11 protein-coding genes, 1 pseudogene and 1 CRISPR repeat array are annotated in these 19,613 nt (G+C 61.0%); of the genes and pseudogenes, 1 reads left to right on the top strand and 11 read right to left on the bottom strand.

Translation table 11 applies throughout. From position 1 onward, the window contains the following. Positions 1-184 precede the first annotated feature (184 nt). From cas5c to H7B90_RS17640, 6 genes and pseudogenes are all read right to left on the bottom strand, one after another. A pseudogene (gene cas5c / locus H7B90_RS17665) lies at positions 185-526 on the bottom strand (type I-C CRISPR-associated protein Cas5c); the annotation flags it as partial. Positions 527-657: 131 nt separating this feature from the next. Continuing rightward, positions 658-3,093, bottom strand: coding sequence for a CRISPR-associated helicase Cas3' (gene cas3 / locus H7B90_RS17660; protein WP_185137210.1), 2,436 nt, complete (start codon positions 3,091-3,093; stop codon positions 658-660). A 214-nt stretch (positions 3,094-3,307) separates the two neighbouring features. Continuing rightward, positions 3,308-4,160: a CRISPR direct-repeat array (repeat unit 33 nt; unit sequence ATTTCAATCCACGCATCCCTCGCGGGATGCGAC). Positions 4,161-4,382: 222 nt separating this feature from the next. Further along, a complete protein-coding gene (locus H7B90_RS17655) occupies positions 4,383-5,012 on the bottom strand; it encodes a metallophosphoesterase (protein ID WP_185137209.1) in 630 nt (209 codons plus the stop codon). A gap of 13 nt (positions 5,013-5,025) precedes the next feature. After that, positions 5,026-6,114 (bottom strand): ABC transporter ATP-binding protein, encoded by a 1,089-nt coding sequence (locus tag H7B90_RS17650; RefSeq protein ID WP_185137208.1) that lies wholly within the window; start codon positions 6,112-6,114, stop codon positions 5,026-5,028. Next, entirely contained in the window at positions 6,111-7,796 is a 1,686-nt protein-coding gene (locus tag H7B90_RS17645; protein WP_185137207.1) for an ABC transporter permease, read from the bottom strand. Before H7B90_RS17645 ends, H7B90_RS17650 begins: the two co-directional genes overlap by 4 nt. Before the next feature lie 2 nt (positions 7,797-7,798). Beyond that, positions 7,799-8,968, bottom strand: coding sequence for an ABC transporter substrate-binding protein (locus H7B90_RS17640; RefSeq protein ID WP_185137206.1), 1,170 nt, complete (start codon positions 8,966-8,968; stop codon positions 7,799-7,801). A 170-nt stretch (positions 8,969-9,138) separates the two neighbouring features. Between H7B90_RS17640 and H7B90_RS17635 the strand changes: the two genes are divergently transcribed. Then, on the top strand, positions 9,139-10,029 hold the full coding sequence (locus H7B90_RS17635; protein WP_185137205.1) for a LysR family transcriptional regulator: 891 nt from the start codon (positions 9,139-9,141) through the stop codon (positions 10,027-10,029). A gap of 143 nt (positions 10,030-10,172) precedes the next feature. On the opposite strand, the gene H7B90_RS17630 is transcribed toward H7B90_RS17635, so the two are convergent. From H7B90_RS17630 to H7B90_RS17610, 5 genes are all read right to left on the bottom strand, one after another. Next, positions 10,173-11,216: a glycoside hydrolase family 53 protein gene (locus H7B90_RS17630; protein WP_185137204.1), complete on the bottom strand. Its 1,044-nt coding sequence runs from the start codon at positions 11,214-11,216 to the stop codon at positions 10,173-10,175. Positions 11,217-11,897: 681 nt separating this feature from the next. After that, positions 11,898-16,418 (bottom strand): glycosyl hydrolase 53 family protein, encoded by a 4,521-nt coding sequence (locus tag H7B90_RS17625; protein WP_185137203.1) that lies wholly within the window; start codon positions 16,416-16,418, stop codon positions 11,898-11,900. A gap of 193 nt (positions 16,419-16,611) precedes the next feature. Next, the gene (locus H7B90_RS17620) at positions 16,612-17,691 is read right to left on the bottom strand and encodes a glycoside hydrolase family 53 protein (RefSeq protein WP_185137202.1); all 1,080 of its coding nucleotides are present in this window, start codon (positions 17,689-17,691) and stop codon (positions 16,612-16,614) included. Positions 17,692-17,789: 98 nt separating this feature from the next. Beyond that, the gene (locus H7B90_RS17615) at positions 17,790-18,668 is read right to left on the bottom strand and encodes a carbohydrate ABC transporter permease (RefSeq protein ID WP_185137201.1); all 879 of its coding nucleotides are present in this window, start codon (positions 18,666-18,668) and stop codon (positions 17,790-17,792) included. Between the two features lie 12 nt (positions 18,669-18,680). Continuing rightward, a complete protein-coding gene (locus H7B90_RS17610) occupies positions 18,681-19,577 on the bottom strand; it encodes an ABC transporter permease (protein ID WP_185137200.1) in 897 nt (298 codons plus the stop codon). Between the last annotated feature and the right edge of the window lie 36 nt (positions 19,578-19,613).

Below are 19,613 nucleotides of genomic sequence, written 5' to 3'. Positions count from 1 at the left end.
CTGCAAAATTTGTAGCATTTCTCATAGAAAATTCCGTTTTCAATGATGCGATTTTTGTGGTAGACTTCACCTTAAAGGTGCTCCTCTCTTTGGGTGATGTTGTTCTTGACAAACACCATTCTACCAAAGATCTGGGCACTTTTTTATATTTTTATGAGGTGGTACTTTCGTAATTCAGGTTAAATTCGTTGCGGTCATACTCCAAATCAGGACGATTCAGGTTGAACTCGAAATGGGCTCTTACTTGATAGCTCACGTCCTTCAAGTACGTATAATTGGCCAGCGTGTTGCCTCCGCCGTACTCGATCGGCCGAACTCCTTTGGACTCCATTCGGATCGGCTTCATGATACGAACCTCGTCTACGTAAATAAGCAACGTCGGCTTCCAGTAGATGCTTTCGACGACCCCTTTTAGCGCTTGGTAGGTTGGAACTTGGTAGGACAGCTTCTCCCCGCCGAGCTTAGTCAGAGGATCGGTGAATAGAGCGTAATTCCCATAAACAACAAACTCTATGCTATTGCGCATGGAATCGACAATCCCCCCTTTCCTGATTCGACATCATACTCCAATTTTATCCTATTACCAATTACCCAGTCAAAATTCCAGATTTATAGAAAAAGGTCTATCCCCATAAGAAGATAGACCTAACTGGCTATTCAATAAATTCCGAGCTCAAAAGGACTCTCGTTCTCTAGATCCAAACCATACTCCACGGTATACGCGCTCTCAGTTATCGCCATTATTTTACCGTCAAGCAGACTGACCAACCCACCGTTCCTCGCCAATTGATCCCGTTCGTGACGGAACATATTCACCGTATACTGCTGGGCCTTCCGCAACAAAAGGGACAGTTGCTCAATCGACTCGTCTCCCCCCAGATCCGCAATGATCTCTCTGCCTTCTTCACCGTAAGGGACAATGACCTGGGTTGTCTGATCTTCTATTACTTGAAAATATTCCGCAGCCGTTCGATGGCTGTCCATCAAGAACAGCGGGATTTCTTCCTGCTCCCTGCTCATGTACTCCTTGAAGTAAGGGTGACTTCTTCTCGGCATCATGATCAGATCGAGCATATTCTTCCGTAGCTTTGGAATCCAATAATTCAGGTTCGTATCGAATTTGTCGTACAATTCCTGGAAGTACCATTCCATAGCTTGCCGAGACAAAAGATGTCCCCCATGACTGCTAGGATTTTTCTGAAGATCGATGAGAATCTTTCTGGAAATCTCTTTCCCCTTCTTGATCTCAGGCAAATGTCCTAAATTCTCCTGCTCATGGTTGACCACATAGACCTCGCGAATTCCCGACTTCCCATGGCGATTGCATCTGCCCGCAGCCTGAGCAATGGAATCGAGGCCGGCAAGAGAACGGACGACACAGTCGAAGCTTATATCCACCCCTGCTTCAATTAGCTGTGTACTGACGCAGACGACTTTCTCTTTTCTATCAAGAAGTTCTTTAACTAGGTCCAGAATATGCTTCCGATGCGCCGCGCACATCGAAGTGCTTAAATGATAAAGCTGAACTCCGTATGGCTCCAATTGACGATATAATTTCTTGACCACTGTCCTGGTGTTAAGCACGACAAGCACGCTCTGAACTTCGCCAAGCTTAGCCATGACAAACTCGGTCAGTTTCTCGGTATCGAATGCTTCCTGTGTAGCTCTGTCTATGATTTCCACCCGTTTAAACGCTTCGATCACATCGTCCAGATGTTCCACTATTTCAGCATCCGATGCAATCTCCAGCTTATGCTCAACAAAATTCAATGCAGGCTGAGTCGCCGTGCACAAAATCAGACTCGACTGTCCGTAGGTGCTAAGGAAATTTAGCGCATGATTGAACAGCGATACACAAGGAACGGGAACCTTCTGCACTTCGTCGAAGATGACGACCGATTCGGTCAGGTTATGAAGTCTTCGGATATTTCGACCGCCTTTGGCGTAAAAAACATTCAAGAACTGCACCATCGTCGTGAAAATAATCGGCGCATCCCAGTTGTCCCTAGCCAGCTTCCACTTCTGTTGGAGACTCATGGCGCCGTCCTGATTCTCGTCATCATCGTTCGCGTCTTCGATTACATTCGAATGATGCTCCAAAACATTCTCCTCATCCGCCAATATCTTGCGAATCTCTGCCGCGTTCTGCTCAATAATCGTCGTGTAGGGGACGACATAGATGATTCGCTTTTTACCGTGCGCTTGGGAATGCTGGAGTGCGTACCGCAAGCTTGCCAACGTTTTGCCCCCGCCCGTCGGTATCGAGAGCGAATAGATGCCTGACGGATTCTTCGCATACTCATCGCATCTGTCAGACATTTCTCTTCTCAGCCGATTGATCGGAGATTGCGCATCTTCCTCTGCCTGGAAGGAGTCGATCTTGTCCATCATTTTTCGATAATAAGTTGCGAACAACTCGCTGCTACGATCCGGCTCCGGTTCGCTGGGTTTGTTCTCCTCAAACAGACGGGTGTTCGTCCGGTCGGCGTCAATTAAGGCGCTGAATACAAACTTGGTCAGGAACAACAGCTTGCCTTCATCGCTCATCGGGGATGGCTTTAGCAAGTAGGATTTCAATTCCTCGATGGCTTGGTCAACGTAGATTTGAAATTCGGACTCATTCATTACGTTGGCAAAAAAGAGGTCCACAGTTCGTTTGAATTCTTTTAACTCTTCTGACTTTTTATCGCGGACGCGGGTCAAATAGGCCGACTCCAGTTCCGGACCAATGAAGTCTTGCAGGTAAGAATGGTGCGAGAGGATGGCATTGCCTACGACTTCTGCCAATATCCAAGGGTGTGCGGAAGGGCGGCCCTGATGATATCGTTCATACAGCAGCTTTCCCCCGGCAGTGGAATGATCCACGCTTCCTCTTTTCGGAGGAGAATCAGGATTGTTTACGGCTTCCCAAATGTAGTCTTGAAAGGTTGTCGTGTACTTGCCAAGATCGTGTAGCACACCCGCAAGCCCTGCGATATGTTTTACTCCGATTTTGGCACCGTAAATTTCCGCCAGCTCCCGAACTTCCAGCAAATGAGTTTTGACGCTTTGCACCTTTCTATCGCTTTCGCGAACGTGCGCAACGTATTCCATATTAGTCCTCCATTTTCGCAAACGGTTGGATAATCTGAGGTAAATATACTAAAAAGAGTGGCTTTTATGATAATCAAAAAAGAGGGCTCATAAGAGAGGCACTTAGTGAAGTGTCCATTCTTTACGATCCTATTCTGGGAAAGAAAAAACTCTCAATCCTCGCATCCCGGCGGGATCGTCAATACTTTGCAGCCGTTCATGTTTGCCGCTTGGCATTTCAATCCACGCATCCCTCGCGGGATGCGACGTAACTCCCGGTGCTTCTGCTTGGTCTTTGAGGCTCAATTTCAATCCACGCATCCCTCGCGGGATGCGACAGGAGGCTCTCGTCGCCAATATAAAAGCCCGCCAGATTTCAATCCACGCATCCCTCGCGGGATGCGACGCAAAGCGTAGATTCGTTTCGTTTCACCGATGCGATTTCAATCCACGCATCCCTCGCGGGATGCGACTCTCAGGTCGTGCGTCTGCCGCCATTCGCCCCACTGTTTATTTCAATCCACGCATCCCTCGCGGGATGCGACCACAAAATATGTTGACGGAATAAATTCCCTGTGGTATTTCAATCCACGCATCCCTCGCGGGATGCGACGCTTCGTCAACGCGTTTGCGCCGCCCAGATCTGGACGATTTCAATCCACGCATCCCTCGCGGGATGCGACTATTTCGGACTTTGATGGACCGATTTTATACGCAATTTCAATCCACGCATCCCTCGCGGGATGCGACGATTGGCATCGTTATCCTCCCTTTCTCATTCCAGTATTTCAATCCACGCATCCCTCGCGGGATGCGACCGGTTCTATCTCCTTTCTCTTTGTAACGGGATAATTTCAATCCACGCATCCCTCGCGGGATGCGACTTCGCTTGCTGTCCTGTCATAGCTTTGGTGAGTATATTTCAATCCACGCATCCCTCGCGGGATGCGACGCTTCCTCATCCATCGTGCTTGCTATGCCCCATTCGCATTTCAATCCACGCATCCCTCGCGGGATGCGACTATCTTTCGAGGGTTTCAACGATTATACAACAAATTTCAATCCACGCATCCCTCGCGGGATGCGACAGCGTTTTTTAGCTACTACAGGCCCAAATATGCCTTTTTATAGCCTAAAAACTAGCTAAAGCTTCAAGAACCTCTACCAAAATCATACAAAACGAAGGCGTGATAGGTAAAGACCTCTTTTATTTCGGTGCGAATGTCCCCGGAAAATCATGTGAGCTTCACATTCGCACCTTTTTTCGAATGACCCCTTCTTCTTGTAAATGCACCTTTAAACGCCTGATTCTACCCCCAAGAACTTTGCCGAAAGTCGGAGTACCGTTCGGCGGCCCCTGTCGAGCACGAATAGCTGAGCCGGTTGGTCAGGTCGACGAGCGTCAGCCGGCAACCATGCTTGGCGCCGGTGTCGATGCCGATCCGGTCGCGGCCGAACCAGAGCTCGCCGGGCTCGGCGCCCATCTTGAACGTCGGCGTATGGCCAAAGACGACCGTGTACGGCAACGGGGCCTCATCGCCCCAGAACTCCCGGCGAATGCCCGTTAGGTCGGCCGCCGTCTGCCTCTCGAGCGGAATGCCAGGACGGATGCCGGCGTGAACGAACAGGAAGGAACCGAGCCGAACGTAGAGGGGCGTATCCCGAAGGAGGGCGAGCTCCCGCGATTCCAGCGGAAGCCCTTCATCGGTGTCGGCCGCGGACAGCAGCCATCTCTCCATATTGCCCAATGTCGCGCGGGCGCCTCCCCTTACCAGCTCGCCGACGTAACGCAGCGCCGGCCACGTCCCCCGATCCCAATCGATGAAGTCGCCGAGCAGGACGAGCTCGTCCTGCCCCGGAACGTAGCCGGCCTTGCGCAGCAGCAGACGGGCTCCGTCCGCATGGCCGTGGATGTCCGAGATCGCCAAGATGCGGGACATGAAAAGTCTCCTTTCAAGAGTGCGGATAGAGATAAAGATCGGAGACGGATACGGTCAGCGCGCCCGACGTCCCGGAGGCGAGAGGTTCCGTCCGGAAAAACGCCACTCGGCCTCCGCTCTCCGTCTCAGCCAGCACGCGCCAGCGATTGCCTTCATACGAGCTGTGCACGACGCGGACGGCGAGGCGGTTGCTGTCCCTCGGGCTCCCGGATGCGTCTTCTTCCCAGACGGCCGCGTCAGGGCGGAACAGCGCTTCGGCTGCGGCATCGCCGCTCCAGTCGCCGGGAGCCGTTCCGCGCAGTAGAGACGCGGCGTCTCCTTCGCCGATACGGATCGCGGGAGTGTCCCCCGCGACCGCCTTGCCCGCGAGCCGGTTCCCCGCTCCGAGCAGCGCGGCGGCCGAACGGGTGGCGGGCAGCCGATAGCAGCTCTGCGGCTCGTCGATCTGGTCGCTCGCGCCGTTCCGCATAATGATCAGACGGTCCGCCATGGCGAACGCTTCTTCCGGATCGTGCGTCACGTGGAAGACGGTCGTGCCCAGCTTGCGGAACAGGTAGGCCATCTCCGTGCGCATCTCGATCCGCAGCTTCATATCGAGATTCGACAACGGTTCGTCGAGCAGCAGCAGATCCGGCTCCGTCGCCAAGGCGCGGGCAATCGCGACGCGCTGCTGCTGGCCGCCCGACAGCTGCGCGGGCAGCCGATCCTCAAGGCCTCCCAGATGCAGCAGGCCGAGGAGGCTCTCGATCTTGGCGCGGATATCCGCCGACGACGCTTTTTTCCTTTTCAACCCGTATGCGATATTGTCATAGACCGTCATATGCGGCCATAGCGCGTAATCCTGGAACACCATGTTGATCCGGCGCTTCTCCGGCGGGATGAGGCGCGAGGCGGACGATACCGTCTCTCCCCGGAGCTTGATCTCCCCTTCGTCCGGCTGCTGGAGGCCCGCGATGAGCTGGAGGAGCGTCGACTTGCCGCAGCCGGAAGGGCCCAGCACGCTGATGATCTCCCCTCCCGCCACGGAGAAGTTGATGCCGCGAAGAGCCGGGTGGCCGCCGAATGACTTGCGCAGCCCGTTTGCTTCCAGTATAGGTATCATTTCGGCCCTCTCCTCGGTTTAAACAGCCATTCGGCCGCGAAAATAATGGCGATCACGACGCCGCCCCCCGTCAAGGTGGCCGCCGCCGCGTAGCCGAACCGCAAATCCTCGAACGCCTTGTTGATCACGACGGGCAGCGTCATGAAATTGGGCGGGAACAGGATCGATGTCGTCGCCAGATCGAAGACGCTCGCCCCGAACGCCGCCAGGGCGGCGGATACGAGCGCGCCGCGCAGCAGCGGCAGCAGAATCGTGCGCAGGCGGCGTCCGAACGGGGCTCCCTGCATCTGCGCCGCCGACAGGAGCGAACGCGGCACCTTCGCCATCGCGCCGGTCAGGATGCGGGTGATGACCGGAATGGCGCCCGCGACGCTGGCGAGCACGAGGATGGCCGGTTTGCCGTAGAGCAGCAGCCCGATTCGCTCCAGCCAAGCCTGATTCCATATGAAAATATACCCGATGCCGAGCACGACCCCGGGGACGGCCAGCGAGATAAGCGAGATCACGTCCACCGCCTGCCGCAGCGAGAAGGTCGAATAGGTCAGCACGTACGAGACGAGGAAGCCGACGAGCGCGCCGATGAGCGCGGCTCCGGCCGCGATCTCGAGCGAGTGCAGCAGCCCTTCGCTCAGCACCCCGCCATTGCGGAACAGCTCCCCGTAATGTTCAAAAGTAAACGATACTCCCCGCTCCCCGTTCGCGCGGGTGACGGAGGAGACGAGATTGGAGCCGAACGGAACGCCGGCCGCGATCGCGACGATCAGCAGGTTGACGGCGGCGAGCCAGGCTCCGCCGCGGGAAGGCTTCCGGGGCTCGCTCCGGGTCGCCCGCGAGTTGAGGAAGTCGAAGCGCGACTTGCGCAGCGCGTAGAACTGAACGCTCATCGCGAGCGCGATCAGCAGCACGAGATAGAACGACAGCACGCCGGCCATATCGAACCGGATCGGCGACGTGTACAGCGCGGAGTAGATCGAATAAGGCAGCGTCGGAAAACGGAACACGGCCGCGATGGAAGCCGGCAGGCCGAAGTCGCCGACCGCGTCCATGAACACGAGCATCGCGCCCGAGAAGTACGCCGGCAGCAGCAGCGGCGCTTGCACGGTGCGCCAGACGGTCCATGCGCTTCCCCCGTTCAGCCGTCCCGCCTCGCTTAGCCGATCCACCTTCCATTCCAATGCGCTCCGGACGGCGAGATAGGCGAACGGGAACTTGCTGAACGACATGACGAAGACCAGGCCGGCCGGCGTGAAGACGGCGCTGTGCACCCAATCCCAGCCGAGCCAGCGGCTCGCCAGGCCGTCGGCGGCGGCGAACAGGACCCAGCCCTGGGCGATAATGAACGATGGCGTGATGAGGAGCAGCCACACCGTTCCGTCCAGCAGCTTCGAGCCGGGGAACGACCAGTTCGAGCGGACGGTCGCCAGCGCCGCGCCGAGAATCGTGCCGAGGACGGTCGTGCCGATGCCGAGGGTGAGCGTGTTTTTGAGCGACTGGTACCAGAGCGGCCTCTTGAATACGTCGAGCAGCAGAGACAGGTCGCCCAGCTCCCACGTTCCGAAGAACACGCCCGGAAGCAGCACCTGGATCACGACGGCGGCGAGCGGAAGCAAAATAAGAAGAACAAGGACGGCCAGCACCAGCCAGCCCGTCCTGTTCCCGTATCCGAATATTCGGGCGAACATGCTTATTTAACCGCGTTGTCCGCGAACCATTGCTTGATCTCGGCTTCGTGCTCCGCCGCCCAGGGAGCGTCCGCCACGACGAGCTTGGCGTCCTTCGCGCGGTCCGCCTTCGGCGTTGCGCCCTTCGCGCTCGGCTCGAAATAGCTCTCGTCGCCCTTGTCGATCAAAGCCTGCTGCGTCTTCGGATCGAGCAGGAACTCGACGAACGCCTTCGCCGCGTCGGCATGCTTCGTGTCCTTCTGGATGGCGGCGACGCGCACGGAGGCGGGAGCGCCTTCCGCCGGCCAGACGATCTCGACCGGTTCGCCGCTGTTCTTCAGCGTGTAAGCGTTGCTCTCCTGGAGAGCCGCCGCCTTGATCTCGCCACCCGTCAGCGCTTTGGCGACGTTCGGGTTTTTCGGATAGACGTGCGCGCCGTTTTTCAGCACGCTGTCGAAGTACGCTTTGCCGCCGTCCATGCCCTTGTCCTTGAAGAACCAGGCGACAAACGGGTAAGCCGGCGCCGCGACGGCCGGATCGGCCATGCCGACGACTCCCTTGAACTTCTTGTCGGCGAGATCGGCCCACGTCTTCGGCGCGCTGGCGGCGTCGAACGCCTTTGTGTTGTAGACGATGACCGAAGCGGCGTGAGCGCCGGTCGGGTAGTAGGCCTTGCTCGCGGGAACGAACGTCTTGGCGAAGTCCGTCAGGTTGTCGACGTTGGCGGGCGTCCAGCCTTCGAGCAGCTCGCCCTTCTGACCGAGGCCTTCGATCGACGGCATCGAGTCCATCCAGACGACGTCCCAGTGCGGGTTGCCCTTCTCGGCCTCAATGCGGGACATGATCTCCGCGCCGTTGCCGGACACGATCTCCAGCTTGTAGCCGGTTTGCTCTTCGAACATCGGCTTGACGATATCGTCGAAGTCGTTCAGGTATACCGTCAGCGTCTCGCCATTGCCTTGGGCGGGCGAAGCGGAGGCGGATTCGGACGGAGACTCGGAGGCGCTGGCGGACGGAGAAGCGGACGGCGCTTCGGACGAAGGAGCGGCGGAGGAGGCGGACCCGGAAGGAGAAGCCGACGCGTTCGAAGCGTCGTTGCTGGAGTTGCTAGTGTTGCCGCAGGCGGCGAGAGCGAGCGACAGGCTGAGGAGCGAGATCGCGGCGAGCGTGCGGTTGTTGCGGACGTTGACCATGGTTACGGTGATCCCCCTTGAGTGAACTTGGTTAACTCCACTTTATCGAGGGAATGTAACCGCGAGGTAATCCCGGAGATAACTTTCCATTAAATAGTTTCGATGATTATTGATGATTTCATAGACGTTATCTATATTGGAGGTATCTCGAAAAAAAAGGGGACCCGCGCATGAACGTGCAGCAATTAAGAGTTCTGCAGAAGGCGGCTTCATGCCGCACGGTGACCGAAGCCGCGGCGGAGCTCGGGCTGAAGCAGCCGACGGTGAGCTTCCATCTTCGCAAGCTGGAGGAAGCGTTCGGCGTGGAGCTGTTCCGCAAGCAAGCGGGGAGATTGGCGCTGACGGACGCGGGGGAAGGCCTCCTGCCCTACGCCCGCAAAATTACGGCGCTCGTGGAGGAGGCCGAGCAGCTCATGAAGGAGTACCGCGAGGAGGGCCGGGGCAAGCTGCGGATCGGGGCAAGCTATACGCCCGCCACCTACTTCCTGCCCGCGTACCTGGCCGAATTCCAGCAGCGGTTCCCGAACGCGCTGCCGCTGCTGACCGTCAAGCAGGCGGGCGGAGCGTTGGCGATGCTGCACGGCTACGAGGTCGACGTCGCCATCGTGTCGCTGCCGGACGAGCCGTACCCGGACTTGAACGTCGTCAAGCTGACCGACGACGAGCTGAAGCTGGCGCTGTCTCCCCGCCATCCGCTCGCTTCGCGCAAGAAGATCTCGATCGAGGATCTGCGCCGGGAGCCGTTCCTCGTGCACGAGACCGGCTCGACCTCGCGCGAGCTGTCGGAGAGCTGGGCGAAGGAGAACGGCCTGCAGTGGCACATCCGCATGGAACTGGGCGCGATCGAGACGATCAAGGAGTCGGTCAAGCACGGGATCGGCATCGGCATCCTGCCATGGCGCAGCTTCTTGAAGGAAGCCGGGGCGGGCGAGCTCGTCATGCGGGACCTGCCGGGGCACGTGCGGCGGCGGACGATCAGTCTGGCTTTTCGCAAAGAAGAAGCGCTCGTCCCCCAGGCCTCCCAGTTTATCTCGTTCATGCGCTCCAAGCTGGAGGTATGAGAGGAGGAACCGCCGTCCGCGCCGGTATGCGCCCGCGTCTCAGCGTTGCGTCGCCTCCCTGGATGAGCGGCAAAGCCCCTTCCGGCGGAGGTCTGCGCGACGACCGCTGTCAGGGGCTTGGGCAAGTGGAATCGAGATGGCGATTAGTTCAGAAAACCTTCGAGAGCGATCGTCGGCTTCATGTCTGCCTGCCAGGCTCCCTTGTTATAGCCTCCGTTATAACCCGGGGTCGCCTCCGGCTCCCAGTAGAAGACGCCGAGCCCTCGGCCGCCGGACAGGCTGCGGATCTTCGTCTTGATATCCGCGACGAAGCTCTTGGCCGCCGACGGCTGGTTGTAGTCCATGCCGATCTCCGTGATCATGATCGGCTTGCCGTACCGGGAGATCATATCGTTCGCGTTGGAGATCGTCTGCGTCACCTTCGAGGACCAGTCGGACGCGCTCGGATACAGCGACATGCCGATAATGTCGAACGTGGCGCCGTTCGCGATCAGGCCGCCGATGTTCCAGACGAACAACGAATTGTCGTACCCGTTGGCGAGATGCACGATCGTTTTCGTCCCGCTGCTGATCGACTTGACCGCGTTGTTGCCCGTGTTGACGAGCCAGGCGTAATTCTTCATGCTCAGCGAGGCCTTCCCGTCGTCCCACAGCATGCCGTTGTTCGTCTCGTTGCCGATCTGCACCCAGTCCGGCGTCACCCCGCTGGCCTGCATCGTCGTCATGACCTCGCGCGTCCAGTTCCACACCGCGTCCATCAGCTGCTGGAAGTTGTACCCGGCCCACGCCGCCGGCTTCGTCTGCTTCCCGGGGTCGGCCCAGCTGTCGCTGTAATGCAGCGTCAGCATGACGCTGAGCCCCGCCGCCTTCGCCCGCTTCGCGAGCGCGGCCGCCCGGTCCTTGTTCAGGTAGCCGTTCGTATAGCTGCTCGAAGGATTGACCCATACCCGAATGCGGACGGAGTTGATCTGGTAATCGTTCTTGAGAATGTCCAGGATGTCCCGCTGCACGCCGTTCTTGTCCTTCCACCTGTACCCTTGCGCTTCCATTCCCGGCACCCAGCTGATGTCCGCTCCCTTAGCGAACGACGGAGCCGCCGCCGCTTCCTGCGGTCGTCCTCCCTGCGCCGATAGTAGAGTCAGTCCCAACACCAAGGTGATGAACACCGCAACCGCTTTGCGCAACATTGTGGATCGAGCCTCCTTAGGTTTGGTTGGAAGGCGCGCTTCGCCTCCACCACCGATTGTAAGAAGCGTCCATGCCGGGGCGACATGGCGCGATTCGAACGATTGTGATGTTTTGGCAATCACTTCTCGTGCGCTCGCCTCGCGAGACCCGCGGCGGCGGCTTCCAATGCCGAATAATTCGGCATTCACGCGCAAGTGGGGCCCCGCGGCGGCTTCCAATGCCGAAAAATTCGGCATTCACGTGCAAGTGAAGCTCCGCGGCGGCTTTCAATGCCGAATAATTCGGCATTCACGCGCAAGTGGGGCCCCGCGGCGGCTTCCAATGCCGAATAATTCGGCATTCACGCGCAAGTGGGGCCCCGCGGCGGCTTCCAATGCCGAAAAATTCGGCATTCATGCGCAAGCGAGGCCCCGCGGCGGCGTCCCAATGCCGAGAAGTTCGGCATTCACGAGCAAGCGAGGACCCGCGGCGGCTTCCAATGCCGAAAAATTCGGCATTCATGCGCAAGCGAGGACCCGCGGCGGCTTCCAATGCCGAATAATTCGGCATTCATGCGCAAGCGAGGCCCCGCGGCGGCTTCCAATGCCGAAAAATTCGGCATTCACGAGCAAGTGAGGCCCCGCGGCGGCTTCCAATGCCGAAAAATTCGGCATTGGGACGCTCGCGAGGCTTCGCGTCTTCTATTGGCCCGAATCGGCCAAGCGCAGCAGGTTAGCCGCGATCTGCGCGGCCTCGGCGCGCGTGACCGTGCCTTGCGGCGCGAAGAGGCCTTGGCCTCGCCCTTGCGCCAGCTTCCACTCCGCCGCGGCGGCCACGTAGCGCTCGGCCCACGGCGAGATCGCGGCCGCGTCGGCGAAGCCGGCCGCCCCCGCGGCCGGAAGCTCGCGCCCGCCGAGCAGCGCGGCGGCCTTCACGGCCATCGCCGCCATCTCCTCGCGGGTGATGGCGCCGTTCGGGTCGAACGTGCGGCCATCCCGCCCGTTCGCGAGCCCCATCTTCGCGGCGGCGGCGACTTCCGCCGCGTACCAGGCGTCCGCGGGCACGTCCGCGAACGCCTGCGCGCTTGCATTCGCGCCGCCCGCCCCTGGCACTGCTTCACCCGCACTCGTGCCGCTCATTCCCGGCGTCGTTTCATCCGCACCCGCGCCGCTCTCGCCCGGCGCGGCTTCACCCGCATTCGCGCCGCTCTCACCCGGCGCCGCTTCATCCGCACTCGCGCCGCTCTCGCCCGGCGCCGCCGCAGCAGCCGACTCGCCCGTGCCCGCGCTGGCGCCCGAATCCGCCCCCGCCTGCGAGCCCAAAATCCTCACGAGCAGCGCCGCGAATTCGGCGCGGGTGACCGCGCGGGACGGCTCGAACTTGTCGCCGTCAACGCCCCCAGCGCCGCTAACGCCGCCCACGCCGCCGGCGATCCCGACGCCCTTCGCCGCTTGCCGAGCCGCCAGCAGGCGAATGGCTTCGGACGCCCAGTGACCGGCGCCCACGTCGGCGAACGTCTTGTTCGCCTCCGCCAGAACATAACGGCCCGGACGGACGACCGCCGTCTCGTACATCCCGTCGCGCAGTTTCCCGCCGACGTACAGGGGCGTCCCGCCTGCCGCGTCGGCCGGCGCAGTATAGATTCCCGTCGCGACGGCATCCGCGGTCGGATCGGCCGCCAGCCGGATGACGACCGGCTCGGCGAACTCCGTTAGCGCCTCCGACTTCTTCCCGTCCGCCGACGCGATGGACAGCGCGAATTCGTACGCGCCCCCGACGGTCCGCACGGACGCCCCCATTCCGGCCGCCAGCGACGCCCGCAAGCTCTCCGCGCCCGTTTTCCCGAGCGGCTCCATCCTCCACGAGATCGCGCCGGCAGCCGCTTTGTCCCCGTTCGCGCCTTCGCTCGCATTCGCGCCTAGCTTCTCCCCGAGCCGCTTCAGGAGAGCGGCGGGGATTCGCACCTCTATCCCGTCCGCCCGCAGATCCAGCGCCCGGCCGTTCAGCAGCGCGGACGCCTGCGCGGGCAGTCGAACCGTTCCCGCTCCAGCCGGCACGCGAACGATGGCCGCATCCCCTTCGCCAGCCAGAAGATCGGACTCCGCGACCTCGAACACGCCTCCGCCAACACCGGCGCCCTCGCCCTTCCCGCCGGCAGGCTCCTCCGTCGTCGGACCCGATCCGCCGCCTCCGGACGAGGACGCCGTCTTGACCGTGACCTCCGGTCCGGTCGAAGTCCAGACCGCTCCGTCGTAGCTCGCTTCCACCTTGAACGCATAGGACGTCTTCGGCGCGAGCCCCGTCACCTCATAGGAGGTCGCCGCTCCGCCTACCGTCGCGATTTTCCGGCCGTCCGCGTAAATCTTGTATCCCGCCAGCCCTTCGGGATTCGCCACGCCGCTCCACTCGAGCTTCAGCTTCCTCGCGCCCACCGACGAAGCGGCCAGCTTCTTGTCCGTCCGCCACTCGGGCACCGCGACTTCCCGATACAGCTCGAAATCGTCGATCCAGCCCCACGTCCCGCCCGGAGCGTCCGCCGCGAGGCCAACCGTCGCCTCCCCGTTCGTCACGTCGAAGGCCAGCGCCGGTTCGTTCCAGTTTTTCCAGCCGGTATTCGCAACGTTGTCCCCGGTCGCCGGCTCCCCGCCTAAGCCCGAAGCGAACAGGCGCAGTGACCGCTCCCCGCCTCCGCCCGACACCCGTGCCTTGAGCACGTAACGGCCGTTGACAAGCCCGGTTGCCTTCTGCGCCAGCTCGAACGCAAAGTCCGAAGCCGCGTAATAATTGACCGCATGGGTGCCCGAGTACGCGTTCCCCGAGTCCTCCTTCACCTTCGCCGCGCCGGGCGTTCCCGTCAGCGTCCATCCGCCGAAGTCGTAGTCCTCCTCGAAGCCCGGGTTGCCCAGCACGTTCTTGTACGCGCTGACCGTAACGGCGATCCGCACCGTCTCGCCGATATCCTGCACCGTGCCGGTCAGCTCGAACGTCCCGATCCGCGTCAGAGCCTCCGGGTCGATCGCGGACCAGGCGACGGGCACGGCCCGGAAGCTTCCCTCGTTGAAAAGCACGTCCACGCTCTCCGGCAGCCGCGCGGAGGCTTCCTCGACGGACGCGTTCGCGGGAACCGTCACGCCCTCCGGAGCCTTGACGGACACCGGCAGGACGTCCGGCAGGTCGCCCGGCTCGAAGGCGAAGGCGTCCAGCGAATCGAGCGCATTGCCCTTGAAGTCGAACATCGCTTGATTGTCCCAAGCGTTGCCTTCCTTGCTTTTCCACCCTGCCTGGTATTCGCCCTTCGCGTTCTTCGGAACGGGAATCCACGCCGGCTCCCAGTAGAACACGCCGAGGCCCAAGCCGTCCGGCACGTGCGCCACCGTGTTCATCACCGTCGTCACCAGCCGCTTCTGGCCTTCGACCGTCGCCGGGAAGCCCGCCTCGTCCGCCTCCGCCTGCCCGAACGAGTTCGCCCAGCCGTCCCCGTCCGCAAGCGTGTAGCCGTACGACGTCTCCGCGACGACGACCTCCTTGCCGTAGCGGGCCGCGATGTCGTTCAGGTTGTTTTTGAGCTGTCCGAGGGTGCCGTGCCAGAACGGATAATAGGAAAAACCGATCACGTCGAAATCGACGTTCCTCTGCGTCATCGCGTCGAAGAAGCCGCGGAAAACCCCGTTATTGCCCCCTTCCGCCAGATGAAGCATAACCTTCGTCTCCTGCCCGGGAGGCGTCGTGTCGCGGACGCCGCGAATGCCTTCGGCGAGCAGCCCGGCCAGCTTATCGTAGTCGCTTACGGAGCCGTCCGGCAGCAGCATCCCCGAGTTGATCTCGTTGCCGACCTGCACCATGTCCGGGTAAGCGCCCTCCGCCTCCAGCTCGCCGAGCACCTCCGTCGTGTAGTCGTACACCGCCTTCTTCAGCTCGTCGTAGCCCAGGCTGCTCCAGGCGGCGGGTTTGACCTGCTTGCCCGGGTCGGCCCAGAAGTCCGAATAGTGGAAGTCGAGCAGCAGCTTGAGGCCCGCTTCCTTCACCCGCTTCGCCATCTCGATCACGTGCGCCTTGTCGTTGTAGCCGTCGGCTTCGACCGGATCGTTCCAGAGGCGCAGCCGGATGTAGTTGACGCCGCGGTCCTTCAGAATCGCCAGCAGGTCCTTCTCCTGTCCGTTCTCGTAATACTTGCCGCCCGCGTCTTCGATCGCCTGCAAGGTCGAGATGTCGGCTCCCTTGATGAACTCCTCACTGCCCCCGGCCTCCGGCGTCTCGAATGCCGCCTCGGGTCCGTCCTCGCTCCACAGCCCGGCGGCATCGCCGGCTTCCACCTTGACCGTATAGGCGGTTCCCGGCGCGAGGCCCGTCAGCCGGGAAGACGCCGAGGACGTCGTCGCCTTGAGCTGGCCGTTCAGGTAGACCCGGTACTGCGTCACGCCCGTCCCGTCCGTCGCGCCCGACCACTTCAGCGCCGCCCCGCGCGAGGCGACCGACTCGACCGTCAGCGACTTGTCGGCCGCCCACGTCGGCGCGGCTCCCGGATCGGCCATTCGGTAGAACTCCACGTCGTCGAAAAATCCCCATTTGCCCCCGACCGAATCGACCTCGAAGCCGATCGTCGCCTGCCCGTTCGTCACCTGGATATGGTCGACCGTATAGGAAGAGATCGTCCCCCATCCGGAATTGTCGATGGGCGTCGACCGTTTCTCGCCGCCGAAGCCGTCGGCGAACAGGCGGAGCGAACGGTTGCCGGGATCGCCCGACGACCACGCCTTCAGCGCGTATTCGCCGTTCTCCAGCCCGGTGATCGTCTGATAGAGCTTGAACTGGTAGTCGCCCGCGCTCCAGTAGCTGGCCGAGCGTTCCCCGGAGCGGACGTTGTTGCTGGACGGCGTGTCCGTCTTGATCGTCAAGGCGCCCGCCGTCCCCTCGTAGGTCCAGCCCGACCAGTCGCCCGCGCTGTCTTCGAAGCCGGGATTGACCGCCAGGTTCGCATTAACGGCAGTTGCAGCCGCGTCAATATCCGTCCGTGCCGCCTCTGTACCCGTACCCGCATCCGCCGCCTCGGCTCGTCCCGCCGCCGCCCCCGCGCCCGGCAACGACGGGAGCACTCCGCCGAACGCCAACGTCGCCGCGATGACAGCGCTTGCAATTTTCTTCGCGATGGACGCCCGAACCGAACCCGTCCGCCCTTTCGCTCTCTCTTTCGCTCTCTCTTCCAACCTAGCTATCAGCCTCACTTCCGCCAACCTCCTCTGCGAATTAACCTGCCCTGTGCCTCGTACCAGCCTCATGTCTCTTCTTGCTCTCATGCCTCTTCACCGGGCCCTATGCCCTTCCTGTGCCCTTCCTGTGCCCTTCCTGTGCCCTTCCTTTGCCCTTCCTGTGCCCTGCCTCACCCGTACCCAATGCCTCTAGCCGTCTCCATGCCGCTTACAGCGACTCCGACGCTGCCTCTGGCGCCGCCGCGACAGGGCGAATCGCCTTCAGCGCCGGCAGCTCCTTGCCGTCCCAATCGAACAGCGTCAGGTTCGACCAATTGTTCGGATGACCGACCGACCAGTCCGGCTTCGACGGAATCCACGCCGGCTCCCACCAATAGATCCCGGCGCCCAAGCCGCCCGGCATCCGCCGGACGATCTCGGCGACGTCCCGCCAATACCGGGCTTGCCCGGCCAGCGTCGCTTCGTAGCCCTCGTGCAGCTGCTCTTCGCCGGTCACGATGAACGCATGGCCGTCCCGCTTCGCGAGCGTCCACGGGTACGCCGTCTCCACGACGTAGATCGGCTTCCCGAACCGCGCGGCCAGCCCGTGCAACGTCTCGCGCAGATCGGCCAGCGTGCCGTGCCACCACGGGTAATAAGAGAGTCCGATGCCGTCATAGTCGACGCCGAGCCGCTCGAACCGGGTGAAAAACCGTTCGCTGGAAGCCCAGTCTCCTCCCCGGTCGATATGGATCATGACCTCCGCCTCCGGAATCGCTTCGCGCGCCGCCGCGACGCCCGCGGATGCGAGCCCGGCCAGCTTGGCCCACTGCTCGTCCGTATCGAACTCGCCGTCGACTTTGCCGTCGTCCCACAGCATGCCCGGCGTAATCTCGTTGCCGATCTGCACGGCGTCCGGCGGAGTGCCCTGCGCGGCCAGCATGACCAGCACGCGGTACGTATACTCCCGGACGGCTTCCTTGAGCTCCTCGTAATCCAGCTTCTCCCACGCCTTCGGCTTATGCTGGTGGGCCGGGTCGGCCCAGCGGTCCGAGTAGTGGAAGTCGAGCAGGAACCGGAAGCCGTGCGCCTTGATTCGCTTCGCCATCTCCAGTGTCCGTTCCAGGTTGCAGTAGCCCCCGGGCGGATCGTTCCAGATGCGCAGGCGGATGGCGTTCGTGCCGCCGCGCCGGAGCAGCTCGAGGGCGTCGGCTTCCGCCCCGTCCTCTCCGTAAAACCGGCCGCCCTCGCTCTCGATTTCGTCGAGGAACGAGACGTCCATGCCGATGTCGAACGAATCCGGCACCATCCCGCGTCCCGCCTCCTCCCGTTCGGCGTTCTTTAGGCTTTTCGCTTCTTTTCCTACCTGAGCCATACCCCAATCCCTCGCTTAACCCGAATTCCTCGTTACTCCTTCACGGACCCCATCACGAGCCCCTTGACGAAAAACTTCTGCAAAAAAGGATACACGACAAGCACCGGAAGAGCGCCGATGAAGATCTGGGCCGCGTTGATCGTCTTCTGGGAGAGCAGATCGAACTCTTGCTTGGAGAAGTTCATCGAGCTCATGTCGCGGGAGACGATGACCGTCTGCAGGAAGGACGCGAGCGGGTAATCCTCCTTGCTGCTGATGTACAGCAGGCCGTCGAACCAGGAGTTCCAGTGCCACACCATCGCGAACAGCCCCAAGGTGGCAAGCGCCGGCAGCGACACGGGCAGGTAGACGCGCATCAGGATGCCGAGGTGGCCCGCTCCGTCGATCAGCGCCGCTTCCTCCAGCTCCTTCGGAATCCCGCGGAAGAAGTTCATCAGCAGGACGATCAGCCAGACGTTGACCAGCCCGGGGATGACGAGCACCCAGAACGAGTCCATCAGATGCAGCCGCTGGATGACGATGTAGAAGGGCACGAGCCCCCCGTTGAAAATCATCGTAAAAACAAACGCCCACGCGTAGACGGAGCGGCCGCGGAACTGCGCGTTCTCCTTCGACAGCGGGTACGCCGCGAGGCACGCCACCAGAAGGATGCCGACCGTGCCGATGACCGTCCGCTTGACCGACACCCACAGGGAATGGAGGAACACCGGGTTGTCGATCGTTTTCTCGTAGGCTACCGTCGAGAAGCGGACCGGCCACAGCCCGACGAGGTTGCCGTCCGCCGCCGACTTCGCGCTGAAGGAGACGGCGAACACGTGAATAAGCGGAATGATGCACATGAGGGCGACGGCGACGAGGAAGCACGTGTTGATGACGTTGAAGATGCGGTATGGAAGCGTTTTGTGATACATCGCGGTCCCTCCTTAGAACACCCGGTAATTCGCCAGCTTGTAAGCCAGCCGGTAAGAGATGACGATCAGAATCATGCTGATGACCGACTTGAACAGCCCGACGGCCGTGGCGAAGCCGAATTGCCCGTCGTTGATCGCGGTGCGGTAGACGAACGTGTCGATGATGTCGCCCTTGTCCATGACCAGCGAATTGTACAGGTTGAAAATCTGGTCGAAGCCGGCGTTCAGAATGTTGCCGAGCGACAGCGTGCCGACGACGATAGCCATCGGGATGAGGGAAGGAACCGTGATGTGCAGCGTCTGCTTCCAGCGGCTCGCCCCGTCCATCTCCGCGGCTTCGTAGAGCGACGGGTTAATGTTCGCGAGAGCGGCCAGGAACACGATCGTCCCGTAGCCGAACTCTTTCCATACCTCGGAGACGATGACCGTGAACCGGAACCAGTCGCCTTCGCCGAGGAAGAAGATCGGCGGGATGCCGAACAGTTCGTGCAGCACCCGGTTGACGAAGCCTCCGTCCGAGGAGAGGAATTCGACGAGAATGCCGCCGAGGATGACCCACGACAGGAAGTGGGGCAAGTAGACGAGCGTCTGGATCGTCCGCCCGAGGAACCGCACGCGCACCTCGTTCAGCAGAATCGCGAAGACGAAGGGCGTCAGCAGGTTGAACACGATTTTGAACACCGAGATGACGAGCGTGTTCCAGATCACCTGCAGGCTGTCCTCCCGCTCGAACAGCGCGCGGAAGTTGTCGAGGCCGATCCATTCGGAGCCGCTTATATGCAGCCACGGCTTGTAGTCCTGGAAAGCCATGACGATGCCGCCCATCGGGACGTAGTTGAAGACGATCAGCAGCGCGAGCGCCGGAAGAAGCATCAGGTGGAAAGGCCAGGTTCGTCTGAGATAGCGCATCTTGCAGCCTCCTTGTTCGATATAGGGAGATTATAG

This window comes from Cohnella xylanilytica, assembly GCF_014212175.1.
In the GTDB taxonomy this organism is placed as follows: Bacteria; Bacillota; Bacilli; order Paenibacillales; family Paenibacillaceae; genus Cohnella; species Cohnella xylanilytica.
This window is presented reverse-complemented; position numbering and strand designations above follow the sequence as displayed.

Coding starts and splice junctions, on each gene's coding strand:
- cas3 (WP_185137210.1), bottom strand. CDS start 3,093: ATGGAATACGTTGCGCACGTTCGCGAAAGCGATAGAAAGGTGCAAAGC.
- H7B90_RS17655 (WP_185137209.1), bottom strand. CDS start 5,012: ATGTCCCGCATCTTGGCGATCTCGGACATCCACGGCCATGCGGACGGA.
- H7B90_RS17650 (WP_185137208.1), bottom strand. CDS start 6,114: ATGATACCTATACTGGAAGCAAACGGGCTGCGCAAGTCATTCGGCGGC.
- H7B90_RS17645 (WP_185137207.1), bottom strand. CDS start 7,796: ATGTTCGCCCGAATATTCGGATACGGGAACAGGACGGGCTGGCTGGTG.
- H7B90_RS17640 (WP_185137206.1), bottom strand. CDS start 8,968: ATGGTCAACGTCCGCAACAACCGCACGCTCGCCGCGATCTCGCTCCTC.
- H7B90_RS17635 (WP_185137205.1), top strand. CDS start 9,139: ATGAACGTGCAGCAATTAAGAGTTCTGCAGAAGGCGGCTTCATGCCGC.
- H7B90_RS17630 (WP_185137204.1), bottom strand. CDS start 11,216: ATGTTGCGCAAAGCGGTTGCGGTGTTCATCACCTTGGTGTTGGGACTG.
- H7B90_RS17620 (WP_185137202.1), bottom strand. CDS start 17,691: ATGGTGCCGGATTCGTTCGACATCGGCATGGACGTCTCGTTCCTCGAC.
- H7B90_RS17615 (WP_185137201.1), bottom strand. CDS start 18,668: ATGTATCACAAAACGCTTCCATACCGCATCTTCAACGTCATCAACACG.
- H7B90_RS17610 (WP_185137200.1), bottom strand. CDS start 19,577: ATGCGCTATCTCAGACGAACCTGGCCTTTCCACCTGATGCTTCTTCCG.